This window comes from Streptomyces sp. NPDC048291 (genome assembly GCF_043201715.1).
In the GTDB taxonomy this organism is placed as follows: Bacteria; Actinomycetota; Actinomycetes; order Streptomycetales; family Streptomycetaceae; genus Streptomyces.
The window spans coordinates 403,528-416,975 of record NZ_JBICZC010000009.1 but is presented as its reverse complement, the minus strand read 5'-3'; the positions used below and the strand labels follow the sequence as shown (position 1 = coordinate 416,975).

The following is a 13,448-nucleotide window of genomic DNA, read 5'->3' as shown; positions in this document are numbered from 1 at the left end:
CCGGCGCAGTTGATCAGCCCTGATCGGAGCCGTTCACGTTCCCGTACCTCAGTGGTCGCACGCCCACGACGCCGCGCCCGTCGCCGTCTCCGCCTGGGTGCGTAGTGCACGTACCGCCTCTGCCGGGTCGTTTGCCCCGTACACCGCCGAACCTGCCACAAAAACGTCGGCTCCGGCGTCCGCGCACCGTTCGATCGTCGACGCGGAAACTCCACCGTCGACCTGGAGCCACAGCTCCAGTCCGTGCTTGCTGATCAGCTCCCGGGTGCGGCGGATCTTCGGCAGCATGATGTCGAGGAACGCCTGACCTCCGAATCCCGGCTCCACCGTCATGATCAGCAGCATGTCCAGCTCGGGGAGCAGGTCCTCGTACGGCTCGATGGGCGTGGCGGGCTTGAGCGCCATGGAGGCGCGGGCGCCCTTGGCCCGGATCTCCCGCGCGAGCCGCACGGGCGCGGCGGCGGCCTCCACGTGGAAGGTGACGGAGGAGGCACCCGCTTCGACGTACTGCGGCGCCCACCGGTCGGGGGCCTCGATCATCAGATGGCAGTCCAGCGGGGTGTCCGTAGCACGGGCCAGAGACTCTACGACCGGCACGCCGAGCGTGAGGTTCGGGACGAAGTGGTTGTCCATGACGTCGACGTGGAGCCAGTCGGCGCCTTCGACCGCCTTCGCCTCGTCCGCGAGGCGGGCGAAGTCGGCGGACAGGATGCTGGGGTTGATCTGCACGGCCATGCCCCAAGCGTGCCATGCCCTGGCGGGGTGGGCCGAGTGGGGTTCGGGGTGGGTGCGGATGAGTGCCGGCCGCGGGCCGGTGGGGGCTCGTCGCGCAGTTCCCCGCGCCCCTGAATACCCAGCTGCGGGCAGTCGTGCCGCTGGGGCGGCACGGGTGGGCGCGGCGGCACCCGGCAAGCGCCGGTGAGCGTCCCCACCCCCCGCCTCAGCCAGTCCTCCGGATCAGCGCCAGATACATCGCATCCGTGCCGTGCACGTGCGGCCACAGCTGCACGTCCGGCCCGTCGCCCAGCTCCGGCACCCCCGGCAGCAACGGCCGCGCGTCCACCAGCTCCGTCTCCGGCCGCTGCTTCAGCACGTCCTGGACCACCGCCCGCGTCTCCGCCAGATGCGGGGAACACGTGGCGTACCCGACCACCCCGCCCACCCGCACCGAGTCGATCGCGGTACGCAACAAGGCCCGCTGCAGCGGACCGAAGTTGTCGAGGTCCTCGGGACGGCGCCGCCACCGTGCCTCCGGGCGGCGCCGCAGCGCGCCCAGGCCCGTGCAGGGGACGTCCATCAGGACCCGGTCGAAGGTGCCTGCGCGCCACGGCGGCCGGGTGCCGTCGGCGGCGATGACCTGGTACTGCCCCGGGTTGCCGTGCAGCGCCTTCTCGACCAGCCCGGCCCGGTGCGGCTGCTTCTCGGAGGCGAGCAGCACCGCGCCCCGCTCGGCGGCGAGCGCGGCGAGCAGCGCGGCCTTGCCGCCGGGTCCGGCGCAGCCGTCGAGCCACTTCGCGTCCGGCCCCTCGACCGGCGCGTTGGCGAGCGCGAGCGCGACCAGCTGGCTGCCCTCGTCCTGCACCCCGGCCCGGCCCTCCCGCACGGCCGTGATGGCACCGGGCTCACCGCCCTCGGCGAGCCGCACGGCATACGGCGACCAGCGCCCCGCCACGGCGGCCTCCTCACCGAGAAGTTCCTCGGTGGTGGCCCGGCCCGGCCGGGCGACCAGCGTCACCTCGGGCCGCTCGTTGTCGGCGGCCAGCAGTTCCTCGATCCCCGCGCGTCCGCCCCCCAGGGAGTCCCAGAGCGCGGAGACGACCCACCGGGGGTGCGAGTGCACGACGGCGAGATGGTCCTCGGGGTCCTGGTCGTACGGGGGCGCGACCTTCGCGATCCAACCGTCGAGATCGTCCTGCGCGACCTTGCGGAGCACGGCGTTGACGAACTTGGCCCGCCCGTCGCCCAGCACCACCCTGGCCAGCTCGACGGAGGCGGAGACGGCGGCGTGGCTGGGAATCCGGGTCCCGAGCAGCTGGTGCACACCCAGACTGAGCACGTCCAGCACCGGCGGGTCCACCTCGCGCAACGGCCGGTCGACGCACTCGGCGATGATCGCGTCGTACGTCCCCTGCCGGCGCAGCGTCCCGTACACCAGCTCGGTCGCGAGCGCGGCGTCCCGCCCGTCGAAGTCGCCCTGCTCCCGGGCCTTGCGCAGCAGCGGCGGCAGCACGAGGTTGGCGTACGCGTCCCGCTCGTCCACGGCGCGCAGCGCCTCGAAGGCGAGGATGCGGACGGGGTCCTTCTGAGGACGGCGGTATGGCTTGGCGGGCCTGCGCGGCCGCCGGGACTGCTCGCTCACGAAAAAGGTGCTCCGGGTATGGGAATGAGGCGACTACCAGCGTACGCCGCGTACGCCGGAAAGCCGCTGGTGGGGAAGTCGGCCAGGAAAGGGGCTCAGGCGCCGAGGGTCTCCCCGGCGCCGATGCGCACGCCACGTGCCCAGTCGGCGGCCCGCATCGGCTTCTTGCCCTGGGCCTGTACCCAGAGCAGTTCCACGGCGTACGACCCCGTCCCGACGTGCACGCTGTTCTTCCCGACGGCGACCTCGGCGGGGGCGAGGTCGGTCCGGTCGGGCACCGGCGTGACGTGGATGAGCTTGAGCCGCTCGCCGCGGAAGGTGGTCCAGGCACCGGGGGCCGGGGTGCAGCCCCGCACCACCCGGTCGACCCTCATCGCAGGCGTCGACCACTCGATTTTCGCGTCCTCGACGGTGATCTTCGGCGCGAGGGTGATCCCCTCGGCGGGCTGCGGTACGGCCTTGAGCGTGCCGTCCTCGATGCCGTCCATGGTCGCGGCGAGCAGTCCGGACCCGGCGAAGGCGAGCCGGGTCAGCAGGTCACCGCTGGTGTCGGTGGGCCGGATCTCCTCGGTGACGGTCCCGTAGACGGGCCCGGAGTCGAGCCCCTCCTCGATGAGGAAGGTGGAGGCACCCGTGATCTCGTCGCCCGCCATGATGGAGTGCTGCACGGGAGCCGCCCCGCGCCAGGCGGGAAGCAGCGAGAAGTGCAGGTTGACCCAGCCGTGGACGGGCACGTCGAGCGCGACCCGGGGCAGCAGGGCACCGTAGGCCACCACCGGGCAGCAGTCCGGCCCGATCTCCTTCAGCCGCTCCAGGAACTCCGGCTCGCGCGGCTTGAGCGGCCTCAGCACCTCGATCCCGGCCTCCATCGCCCGCTCGGCCACGGGCGAAGCGACCAGCCTGCGTCCCCGCCCGGCCGGCGCGTCGGGCCGCGTGACCACGGCGGCCACCTCGTGCCGTCCGGACGAGATGAGAGCGTCCAGAGCAGGAACGGCGACTTCGGGGGTACCGGCGAAGACAAGCTTCATGGGCGACTGAGAGCCTCTCGAACGGCATCAACACGGGCAACAAACAAGTCTATGCCGGAACAACCAGCCCCCGCCCGCGGCCCACAACCGGCCAACGGCGAACACCCCACAGTCCGCGCGTCCTCCCTCCCAACCGGAAAGCGCGGTGCGGAGAGGCGACCGGCAACAGCCGACGAAGCCGCAAACCGCCGACGGCGAGTACCCCCACAGGTCGCTCGACCTCCCTCCCAACCGGAAAGCGCGGTGCGGAGAGGCGACCGGCAACAGCCGACGAAGCCGCAAACCGCCGACGGCGAGTACCCCCACAGGTCGCTCGACCTCTCTGCCGACCGGGGCGGGTGGTGCGCGGGTGGGAGAGCTCCCCGGTGGTGCAACCCCCGCCGCACGGCGTACGCATATGCCCATACGCCCCCACACCGTGACCAGCGGAGCGCCCACGCGTTGGTCAAGAGAGAGTTGACCACAACGGGCCGCATACGCGGCCCATTCCTTTCAACGCCGGTTCGAGAGGCTTGTTCATGGCCGACCACGCAACCCACGACGCCCAGGCCCGGGCCAGCCTGCACTTGCTGGTGCGGGACATCGAGCGGGTCCGCCGCCAGGTGGACGCACTACGCACGCTCACCGCCCAGTTGGGCAACGTATACCGCCCGCGCCGCTCCGGCCCGTCCACGGGCTTCGTCGTCTACGGACGTGCCCCCGCCCCGACGGTCCGGCTCGCCCAGGAACTCCGGGACAGTGTCGAAACCCTGGTCACGGCCGCCGTGGACTTCGACCGTTCGCTCGGCTTCTCGTGGGACGCGGTGGGCTCCGCGCTCGGAGTCACCAAGCAGGCGGTGCACCGCCGTTACGGCGCCCGCCGCACCACGGCCCAGACCACGGCCACCGCCGATCCCGACCGGTCCACGGAAGCGTCGGGCACCCGCACGATCAACGTGGGCGGCGGCCTGCCCACGGTACCCACGGTCCCGGCCGCCCGCTCCATGCCGACCCAGCCGACCGCAGGCAGCCCCACCCTCCGCGACGAGGCCAGGCCGACGGCCTTCCCCGGCCCGCGGAACGGCTGACGCGCAACGGCTGACACGGCACGACTGACACACAACGGCTGACACCCGAACCAGCGGTCCCAGGCAACGGCTGTCACGCGCAACCGCTGACACACGCAACGGCCGACGTCCGCAAGGACCGGCCGACACCACGGCTGACCTCAAGGGCCGACCCGCCCGCTCCTGCCCTCCCGGCAAGCGTCCGGGAGGGCAGCCGTCTGCGGGCTCACCCGATGTCCGGCGGATCGATCCGCACCCGAACCGCCTCCCCGTTCCCACTCCCGCCGCTCCCGCTCCCCCGCGCCATCCGCGCGGCCTGAGCCGACTTCAGCGCGGCGGCCAGCGCCGCCCCGCTCCCCGGCGGTACCCGTACCAGCGCCCGCTCCCAGTGCTCGCCGGGCGGCGGCGCACCCGCCCGCCGAGGCGCCCCGGCCCGTGTCACGGGCACCGGAACCGGCCCCAACAGCTCCGCATCCGACGGCAGTTCGGCCGTACCGAGGAACTCGGCGAGTGCCTCCGCCGTCCCCGACACCGCCGCCATCCGCGACACCGGCGGAAACCCCAGCTCCGCCCGCTCGGCCAGCTCCCGCACCGCGTGCCCGACGGGATCCCACCGCACCAACGCCTGCACGGGGCGCAGCGTCGGCTCCGCGACGACGACCACGGTCCCCCCGTCCGCCTGCGGCCGCACCAGCGCCCCGGCCGCGATCCACCGGCGCAGCGCGTCCTCACCGGCCCGCAGGTCGGGCCGGCCGAGCATCGCCCAGCCGTCCAGCAGCAGGGCCGCCGCATAGCCGCCCTCGGCCACCGGCTCCGCACCCGGAGTGCTCACCACCAGCGCGGGCGTCCCCGGCACGGTGTCCAGCACCTGCTCGCGCCCCGAGGTCCGTACGGGTACGGCGGGAAACGCCCGCCCCAGCTCCTCGGCGGTCCGCCGGGCCCCGACCACCTGGGCCCGCAGCCGGAAACCGCCGCACTCGGGGCAGTGCCAGTCGCTCTCCGCCCGCCCGCACCACCCGCACTCCAGTGCTCCGGCGTCCCGCGCCTCCAGCGGACCGGCGCAGTGCCGGCAGCGCGCCGGCGCCCGGCACTGGGCGCAGGCCATCCGCGGCACATACCCCCGTCGGGGCACCTGCACCAGCACCGGCCCGTGCCGCAGCCCGTCCCGGACGGCCTGCCAGGCGAGTGTCGGCAGCCGCGCGGCCCGTGCGGCCTCGTCCCGGGCCAGGTCCCCGTCCCCGACCGTCCGCACCAGCGGCGCGGCCCCGCGCACCTGTTCCCGCCCCGCCACCAGGGGCCGCGCCCAGCCGTTCTCCACGAGCTGCGCGGCCTCCACCGTGCAGCTCCAACTCCCGAGCAGAAAGGCGCACTTGTCCAGCGCCGCCCGCAGGAGCAGCACATCCCGCGCATGCGGCTGCGGCGCGTGCTGCTCGCTGTGGCTGTCGTCCCCGTCGTCCCAGATCGCGACGAGCCCGAGGTCCCGCACGGGCGCGAACATGGCCGCCCGCGTCCCGACGACGGCCCGCACCGACCCACGGCTGACCGCGAGCCACTGCGCGTACCGCTTCTCGGGCCCGGCGTCGGCCGTGAGCAGCGCGTGCCGCCCTTCGCCCAGTACCTCGGTCAGCGCGGCATCGACCCGCGCGGCGGCCCGCCCGTCCGGTACGACGACGAGCGCGCCGCGTCCCGAGGCGAGCGTGGCGGCGACGGCGCGGGCGATCTCGTCGCTCCACCCGGGTCCCGGCAGCGCGTTCCACACCGCGCGGGGCGCGCCGCCGGAGGCCAGCGACTCGACGAAGGCGGGCCCGTGCTCGTACCGCGACCAGCTTCCGGCGCCCGGCACGGGAGGGGGCGGCAGCGGCTCGGGCGACGGGCGCTTCTCGGCCCGCGCACTGCGCGGCGGCACGGCCAGCTGCAGGACGTCGGCGAGGCTCCCGGCATACCGGTCGGCTACCGCCCTTGCGAGCCGCAGCAGTTCCTCGCTCAGCACCGGCTCGGGCGACACCACCTGGGCCAGGGCGGCCAGCGGTCCCGAGTAGTCGGACTCGGCGAGCCGCTCGACCAGGAACCCGTCGATGAGCCCTCCGCCCTCGCGGCGCCCGTCCCGCACCCGGTGCCGCCCGGCCCCGAACCGGACCCGGACCCGCACCCCCGGCTGCGCCTCGGCGTCCAGCTCGGCGGGGACGGCGTAGTCGAAGTACCGGTCTAGATGGAGCACGCCCTTGTCCACGAGCACCCGCGCGACCGGCAACCGCTCGGCCAGCGCGGCCCCCCGCCAGGTCCGCGGCTTGGCCCGCGGCGCCCTGGCCTCCCGCATGCTCTCCCGGATGAGCGCGAGCTGCTCCGGCGGCGCCCCTCCGGCGCCGCCGCCCCCCTGCCCGTTCTCGCTGCTCACCCTTGCATTCTTACCAAACACCACTGACAGCCGACGCCGCCCGAGCGCACTCGGACGGGCGGCCCAGGTCTCCCGAGATCAGTCCGGCAGCGGTCGGAACACCAGCTTCACCGCGCGCCACGGGCGCACTCCACGGAAGTAACCGCGGCCATCGCACCGGGAGGGCCTCACCGTACCGATCACGCCTTCCCGGCGGCCAGCCGATTTCCGCGGCACCCGGGACGCGACGATTCCCCCGGTCTCCCCGGACGCGCCGAGGCCCGGCTCCACCGTGGGGAAGCCGGGCCTCGGCGGCGGGTTTCCGGGGGTTACAGGCCCGCGGCCGTGCGCAGGGCGTCCACGCGGTCCGTGCGCTCCCAGGTGAAGTCGGGAAGCTCGCGGCCGAAGTGGCCGTACGCGGCGGTCTGGGCGTAGATCGGGCGGAGCAGGTCGAGGTCGCGGATGATCGCGGCCGGACGCAGGTCGAAGACCTCGTCGATCGCCTTCTCGATCTTCTCGTGGTCGATCTTGGCGGTGCCGAAGGTCTCGACGAAGAGACCCACCGGCTCGGCCTTGCCGATCGCGTAGGCGACCTGGACCTCGCAGCGGGCCGCCAGGCCGGCGGCGACGACGTTCTTGGCGACCCAGCGCATGGCGTAGGCGGCCGAGCGGTCGACCTTGGACGGGTCCTTGCCGGAGAAGGCACCGCCGCCGTGGCGGGCCATGCCGCCGTAGGTGTCGATGATGATCTTGCGGCCGGTGAGGCCGGCGTCGCCCATCGGGCCGCCGATCTCGAAGCGGCCGGTCGGGTTGACCAGCAGGCGGTAGTTCTCGGTGTCGAGCTTGATGCCGTCGTCCAGCAGCGCCTTCAGCTCCGGCTCCACGACGAACTCGCGGATGTCGGGGGCGAGCAGCGACTCCAGGTCGATGTCGGAGGCGTGCTGGCTGGAGACCACGACCGTGTCGAGGCGGACGGCCTTGTCGCCGTCGTACTCGATGGTGACCTGCGTCTTGCCGTCGGGGCGCAGGTAGGGGATGGTGCCGTTCTTGCGGACCTCGGAGAGGCGCTTGGAGAGGCGGTGCGCCAGGAAGATCGGGAGCGGCATCAGGGTCGGCGTCTCGTCCGTGGCGTAGCCGAACATCAGGCCCTGGTCGCCGGCGCCCTGCTTGTCGAGCTCGTCCTCGTCGCCCTCGACCCGGTTCTCGTACGCCGTGTCCACGCCCTGGGCGATGTCCGGGGACTGCGCGCCGATGGAGACCGAGACGCCGCAGGAGGCGCCGTCGAAGCCCTTCTTCGAGGAGTCGTAGCCGATCTCCAGGATCTTGTTGCGGACCAGCGTCGCGATGTCCGCGTACGTCTTGGTCGTGACCTCGCCGGCCACGTGCACCAGGCCGGTGGTGATCAGCGTCTCGACGGCGACCCGGGAGGTCGGGTCCTCGCGCAGAAGCGCGTCGAGAATGGTGTCGCTGATCTGGTCAGCGATCTTGTCGGGGTGACCCTCGGTCACGGACTCCGAGGTGAACAGGCGACGGGACACAACGCTCCCTGGGGTTGCAGCGGCTGCTGTCTGATCATTGGCGGACGACACGGGGGCTGCACCCGGGCACCGTCCGAGAACAGTTTATCGGTCGCACTCGGCCGCCGGCCTACCTGTCTCGACACTCGGAAGTGCTGTGACCTGCGGCACGGGCATTCTGCCCAATGGTCGGCGGCCTTGACCAGAGTCCCCGCACCGCAATGTCGCGTCCGGGAAAGTTGACATATGGCTGAAATAAGTCAACGCAGACGGGCCGCCACCAGATCCCACACGATGTCGGCGAGAGCCTCCTTCGGCCCGTGTGGCACGGGCGTCTCGCTGCCGTCGGCGCCGAGCACCACGGCCTCGTTCTCCTCGGAGCCGAAGGTCTTCCGCTCCCCCACCTCGTTCACCACCAGCAGGTCGCAGCCCTTGCGCGCCAGCTTGGTCCGCCCGTTGGCGAGGACGTCGTCGGTCTCCGCGGCGAAGCCGACGATCACCTGTCCGGACCGCGCCCGGTCGGCCGAGATCTCCGCGAGGATGTCCGGATTCCGCACCAGGACGATCGGCTCGGGTTCCTGGCCGTCCTTCTTCTTGATCTTCCCGGCCGCGTAGACCGCGGGGCGGAAGTCGGCGACGGCGGCGGCCATCACCACGGCGTCGGCGTCGGCCGCCGCCTTCAGCACGGCCTCCCGCAGCTGTACGGCCGTACCGACCGGGACGACGTCCACGCCGGCCGGTTCGGGCAGCGCTGTGGTGTTCGCGGCGACCAGGGTCACCCTGGCTCCCCGGGCGGCGGCCGTGCGGGCGAGGGCGTAGCCCTGCTTGCCGGAGGAACGGTTGCCGAGGAAGCGGACCGGGTCGAGGGGCTCGCGGGTGCCGCCGGCGGAGACGACGACGTGGCGGCCGGCCAGGTCGGGCTCCGCCGCTCCTCTCGCGAGGACACGGCGGCAGGCCTCGAAGATCTCCGCCGGGTCGGGGAAGCGGCCCTTTCCGGTGTCGACGCCGGTGAGGCGGCCGACCGCCGGCTCGATCACGACGGCGCCGCGGCGGCGCAGCGTGGCCACGTTCTCCTGGGTGGCCGGGTGCTCCCACATCTCCGTGTGCATCGCCGGGGCGAAGACGACCGGGCAGCGGGCGGTGAGGAGGGTGTTGGTGAGCAGGTCGTCGGCGAGGCCGTGGGCCGCCTTGGCGAGCATGTCGGCGGTGGCGGGGGCGACGACGACCAGATCGGCGTGCTGGCCGATACGGACGTGCGGGACCTCCTCGACGTGGTCCCAGACCTCGGTGGAGACCGGGTTGCCGGAGAGGGCGGACCAGGTCGCGGCGCCGACGAAGTGCAGCGCGGAGGCGGTGGGCACGACCCGGACGTCGTGGCCCGACTCGGTGAACCTCCTCAGCAGCTCACAGGCCTTGTACGCGGCGATGCCGCCGCTGACCCCCAGCACGACCTTCGGCTTGCCCACCGGGCCTCCACTCGTCGAATCCATGACGCCATCACACACCACAGGCCCGGCAGTCGGCTGCCGGGCCTGTGGATAAGTCAACCGCAATACGAAAGTACTACCGCGACCAGTCGCGGTTGCACCGCAGTGCTACTGCGCCGGGCCCTCGATGGCCTCGGACGTCAGCAGACCCGCGTTGATCTCGCGCAGGGCGATGGAGAGCGGCTTCTCGTGGACGTGGGTGTCGACGAGCGGACCGACGTACTCGAGGAGGCCCTCGCCGAGCTGCGAGTAGTACGCGTTGATCTGACGGGCACGCTTGGCCGCGTAGATCACGAGGCTGTACTTCGAGTCGGTGGCCTCGAGGAGCTCGTCGATCGGAGGGTTGATGATGCCCTCGGGCGCGGTGATGGAAGAGGACACGCTCTGCCTTCCGATGGGTGGGAAAGATTCAGTCTGAATGATCAGCAACGATCACACAACGTCCATCAAGGCTAGCAGCTCGCGCGCCACGTCCTTGACAGAGGTATTGACCAGGGTTTCGTCGAACTCCGGCTCGGCCGCGAGCTCGACCTTGGCCGCGTCCAGCCGCCGCTCGATCACCTCGGGCGCCTCGGTGCCGCGCCCGGTGAGCCTGCGCACCAGCTCCTCCCAGGAGGGAGGGGCCAGGAAGACCAGCCGGCCCTCCGGCATGGTCTCGCGGACCTGCCGGGCGCCCTGGAGGTCGATCTCCAGGAGGACCGGGACACCGGACTCCAGGTGCTCAAGGACCGCCTGTCGCGGGGTGCCGTAGCGGTTGCCGGCGAATTCGGCCCACTCCAGGAGTTCGCCGTTGGCGATCAGTTTGTCCATCTCCTCGTCGGAGACGAAGAAGTAGTGGACGCCGTGCTTCTCGCCGGGGCGAGGCTTGCGCGTGGTAGCCGACACCGAGAGCCAGACCTCGGGGTGCTCCTTGCGCATATGGGCGACGACCGTGCTCTTGCCGACCCCGGAGGGGCCGGAGAGCACGGTCAGCCGCGGACGTTCGTCCGGGGGCTCGGGGGTCGTCCCCCGGAATGTTGCAGCCATGCAGCGATTATTCCAGCAATCGCAGGCCGTCCGGGACGGCCCTCCCGGACGGCCCCGTGATCAGGAGCCGGTGCTGCCGAACTCGCGCTCCAGGGATGCGATCTGGTTGGAACCGAGGCCACGCACGCGGCGGCTCTCGGAGATCCCGAGTCGCTCCATGATCTGCTTGGCGCGGACCTTGCCCACGCCCGGCAGGGACTCGAGCAGGGCGGAGACCTTCATCTTGCCGATGACGTCGTTTTCCTGGCCCTGCTTGATGACCTCGTGGAGAGAGGCGCCGGAGTGCTTGAGTCGATTCTTGACCTCGGCCCGCTCCCGGCGAGCCGCGGCGGCCTTTTCGAGCGCGGCTGCGCGCTGTTCAGGGGTAAGGGGCGGAAGAGCCACGCCTACGTCACCTCGGATGTCGAACTGTCGGATACGGACCGGTGAGGAACCTAGTCGCCCCACACCTGGGGAGCTACGAGCAACACGCTTGCCCGTTGACTCTGCTCGGAGACTAGCGGGCAAGTCCGCCGGAGTCAGCGAGAACAGCGGAAAAGTCCTGGTCAGCCTCCGTCAGGCCAGACATTTCAGACATATTGCCCCGGATTTGAGGATGTATTCACGATCGGGCGGTCGCCGAAGTGCTCGCCGGAGCAGTCTCCGGAGTCCCGTCGGAGCCCTCACCGACCTGCGACGACATCCCGGATCTCGCCCGCGAACCGGTCCGCGGCCGCCCGCAGGGCCCCGACATCGGGACCGTGACGCAAAACACCTCGGCTCACGTTTGGAACCACGTTGCGCACCGAAGCCCCGAAGACCGCGGGAAGATCGGCCGCAGTCGCCCCTTGCGCGCCGACGCCCGGCGCGAGGAGCGGACCGTTGATGTCGAGGTCGTACGACGACAGGTCGCCGACCGTGGCGCCGACGACGGCGCCGAAGGAACCAAGCGGCTCCTCCCCCGCGTTCTCGGCGGCCAGATGGGCCAGCACGGTGGCGCCGACCGTGCGCCCGTCGGCACGCACCGCGTGCTGCACCTCGGGCCCCTCCGGGTTGGAGGTGAGCGCCAGCACGAACAGGCCGGCCCCGGTCTCCCGGGCCAGCGCGACGGCCGGGCTGAGCGAGCCGTAGCCGAGGTACGGGGAGACGGTCAGGGCGTCCGAGAACAGCGGGGCGTCCTTGCTCAGGAAGGCCTCCGCGTACCCGGCCATGGTCGAGCCGATGTCGCCGCGCTTGGCGTCCATCACGACCAGCGTCCCGGCCGCCCGCGCCTCCTCCACCACCCGTTCCAGGACGGCGATCCCTCGCGAGCCGAACCGCTCGAAGAACGCGCTCTGCGGCTTCATCACGGCGACCCGGTCGGCCACCGCCTCCACGACGGTACGGCTGAACCGCTCCAGGCCCGCCACGTCGTCGTTCAGACCCCACTCGGTGAGCAGTGAGGCGTGCGGGTCGATACCGACGCACAGCGGACCGCGCTCGTCCATGACGCGGCGCAGCCGCGCGCCGAAGGGCTCCAACGGGCTCATACGGTCTTCCTCACGTCGGCGCCGACCGCGTCGGCGAGGGTGGCGTACGGGCTGGTGCGCAGGCGTGCCGCGAGGCCCTTGTGGACGGCGCGGGCCCAGAAGGGCCCCTCGTAGATGAAGGCGCTGTAGCCCTGCACCAGCGTGGCACCGGCCAGGATCCGCTGCCAGGCGTCCTCGGCGTTCTCGATGCCGCCGACGCCCACCAGGGTGATCCGGTCGCCCACGCGCGCGTACAGCCGCCGCAGCACCTCCAGGGAGCGCGCCTTGAGCGGCGCCCCGGAGAGTCCTCCGGTCTCCTTCACCAGGGCGGGGTCGGACCGCAGCCCCAGCCGCTCCCGCGCGACGGTGGTGTTGGTCGCGATGATCCCGTCCAGACCCAGCTCCACAGCCAGGTCGGCGACGGCGTCGACGTCCTCGTCGGCGAGGTCCGGCGCGATCTTCACCAGCAGCGGCACCCGGCGGTTGGCCGCCACGCGGTCGGCGGCCTCGCGCACGGCGCTGAGCAGCGGCCTGAGCGCCTCGGTGGCCTGAAGGTTGCGCAGCCCCGGTGTGTTCGGCGACGACACGTTCACGACCAGGTAGTCGGCGTACGGCGCGAGCCGCTCGGCGGACTTCACGTAGTCGCCGACGGCCTCGGCCTCCGGTACCACCTTGGTCTTGCCGATGTTGACGCCCACGACGGTCCTGAACACGGCCTCACGGGTCGCCAGCCGCGCGGCGACGGTCAGCGAGCCGTCGTTGTTGAACCCCATCCGGTTGATCAGCGCCCGGTCGCCGACGAGCCGGAACAGCCGCTTCCGAGGATTGCCCGGCTGCGCCTCCCCGGTCACGGTCCCGATCTCGACATGGTCGAACCCGAGCATCGACATGCCGTCGACGGCGACCGCGTTCTTGTCGAACCCGGCGGCCAGCCCGAACGGCCCGTGCATCCGCAGCCCGAAGGCCTCGGTGCGCAGCTCCTTGTAGCGGGGCGCGAGCGCGGCAGCGACGAACGTGCGCAGCACGGGGATACGGGCGGCGAGCCGGATCCACCGGAAGGCTAGGTGGTGCGCGGCCTCGGGATCCATCCGCCGGAAGACGAGCTGGAAAAAGATCTTGTACAT

Annotated in this window: 12 protein-coding genes; 1 reads left to right on the top strand and 11 read right to left on the bottom strand. The window is 72.1% G+C overall.

Annotated elements, in window-relative coordinates; all coding sequences use genetic code 11:
* Positions 1 to 48 precede the first annotated feature (48 nt).
* The 3 genes from rpe to fmt all read right to left on the bottom strand — a co-directional run bounded on the left by rpe (position 49) and on the right by fmt (position 3,387).
* Complete coding sequence (gene rpe / locus ACGF5O_RS25985) at positions 49 to 735, bottom strand: ribulose-phosphate 3-epimerase (RefSeq protein ID WP_393812250.1); 687 nt, start codon at positions 733 to 735, stop codon at positions 49 to 51.
* Positions 736 to 940: 205 nt separating this feature from the next.
* Positions 941 to 2,359, bottom strand: a complete 1,419-nt coding sequence (locus tag ACGF5O_RS25980; RefSeq protein WP_393812249.1) for an RsmB/NOP family class I SAM-dependent RNA methyltransferase — start codon at positions 2,357 to 2,359, stop codon at positions 941 to 943.
* Between the two features lie 95 nt (positions 2,360 to 2,454).
* A complete protein-coding gene (gene fmt / locus ACGF5O_RS25975; protein ID WP_393812248.1) occupies positions 2,455 to 3,387 on the bottom strand; it encodes a methionyl-tRNA formyltransferase in 933 nt (310 codons plus the stop codon).
* A 518-nt stretch (positions 3,388 to 3,905) separates the two neighbouring features.
* Between fmt and ACGF5O_RS25970 the strand changes: the two genes are divergently transcribed.
* Positions 3,906 to 4,454, top strand: coding sequence for a hypothetical protein (locus tag ACGF5O_RS25970; protein WP_393812247.1), 549 nt, complete (start codon positions 3,906 to 3,908; stop codon positions 4,452 to 4,454).
* 205 nt (positions 4,455 to 4,659) lie between these two features.
* Here ACGF5O_RS25970 and ACGF5O_RS25965 read toward each other — a convergent pair whose 3' ends face one another.
* The 8 genes from ACGF5O_RS25965 to ACGF5O_RS25930 all read right to left on the bottom strand — a co-directional run bounded on the left by ACGF5O_RS25965 (position 4,660) and on the right by ACGF5O_RS25930 (position 13,448).
* Positions 4,660 to 6,828 (bottom strand): primosomal protein N', encoded by a 2,169-nt coding sequence (locus ACGF5O_RS25965; protein ID WP_393812246.1) that lies wholly within the window; start codon positions 6,826 to 6,828, stop codon positions 4,660 to 4,662.
* 308 nt (positions 6,829 to 7,136) lie between these two features.
* Positions 7,137 to 8,345, bottom strand: coding sequence for a methionine adenosyltransferase (gene metK / locus ACGF5O_RS25960; RefSeq protein ID WP_393812245.1), 1,209 nt, complete (start codon positions 8,343 to 8,345; stop codon positions 7,137 to 7,139).
* Between the two features lie 239 nt (positions 8,346 to 8,584).
* The gene (gene coaBC / locus ACGF5O_RS25955; protein ID WP_393812244.1) at positions 8,585 to 9,814 is read right to left on the bottom strand and encodes a bifunctional phosphopantothenoylcysteine decarboxylase/phosphopantothenate--cysteine ligase CoaBC; all 1,230 of its coding nucleotides are present in this window, start codon (positions 9,812 to 9,814) and stop codon (positions 8,585 to 8,587) included.
* A 105-nt stretch (positions 9,815 to 9,919) separates the two neighbouring features.
* Positions 9,920 to 10,192, bottom strand: coding sequence for a DNA-directed RNA polymerase subunit omega (gene rpoZ / locus ACGF5O_RS25950; RefSeq protein ID WP_005319902.1), 273 nt, complete (start codon positions 10,190 to 10,192; stop codon positions 9,920 to 9,922).
* A 51-nt stretch (positions 10,193 to 10,243) separates the two neighbouring features.
* Entirely contained in the window at positions 10,244 to 10,837 is a 594-nt protein-coding gene (gene gmk, locus ACGF5O_RS25945) for a guanylate kinase (RefSeq protein ID WP_393812243.1), read from the bottom strand.
* A 60-nt stretch (positions 10,838 to 10,897) separates the two neighbouring features.
* A complete protein-coding gene (locus tag ACGF5O_RS25940; RefSeq protein WP_003977346.1) occupies positions 10,898 to 11,221 on the bottom strand; it encodes an integration host factor in 324 nt (107 codons plus the stop codon).
* Positions 11,222 to 11,499: 278 nt separating this feature from the next.
* Positions 11,500 to 12,345 carry an orotidine-5'-phosphate decarboxylase gene (pyrF, locus tag ACGF5O_RS25935; RefSeq protein ID WP_393812242.1) on the bottom strand — a complete coding sequence of 282 codons (846 nt, stop codon included), beginning with the start codon at positions 12,343 to 12,345 and terminating at the stop codon, positions 11,500 to 11,502.
* Positions 12,342 to 13,448, bottom strand: a complete 1,107-nt coding sequence (locus tag ACGF5O_RS25930; RefSeq protein ID WP_393812241.1) for a quinone-dependent dihydroorotate dehydrogenase — start codon at positions 13,446 to 13,448, stop codon at positions 12,342 to 12,344. Before ACGF5O_RS25930 ends, pyrF begins: the two co-directional genes overlap by 4 nt.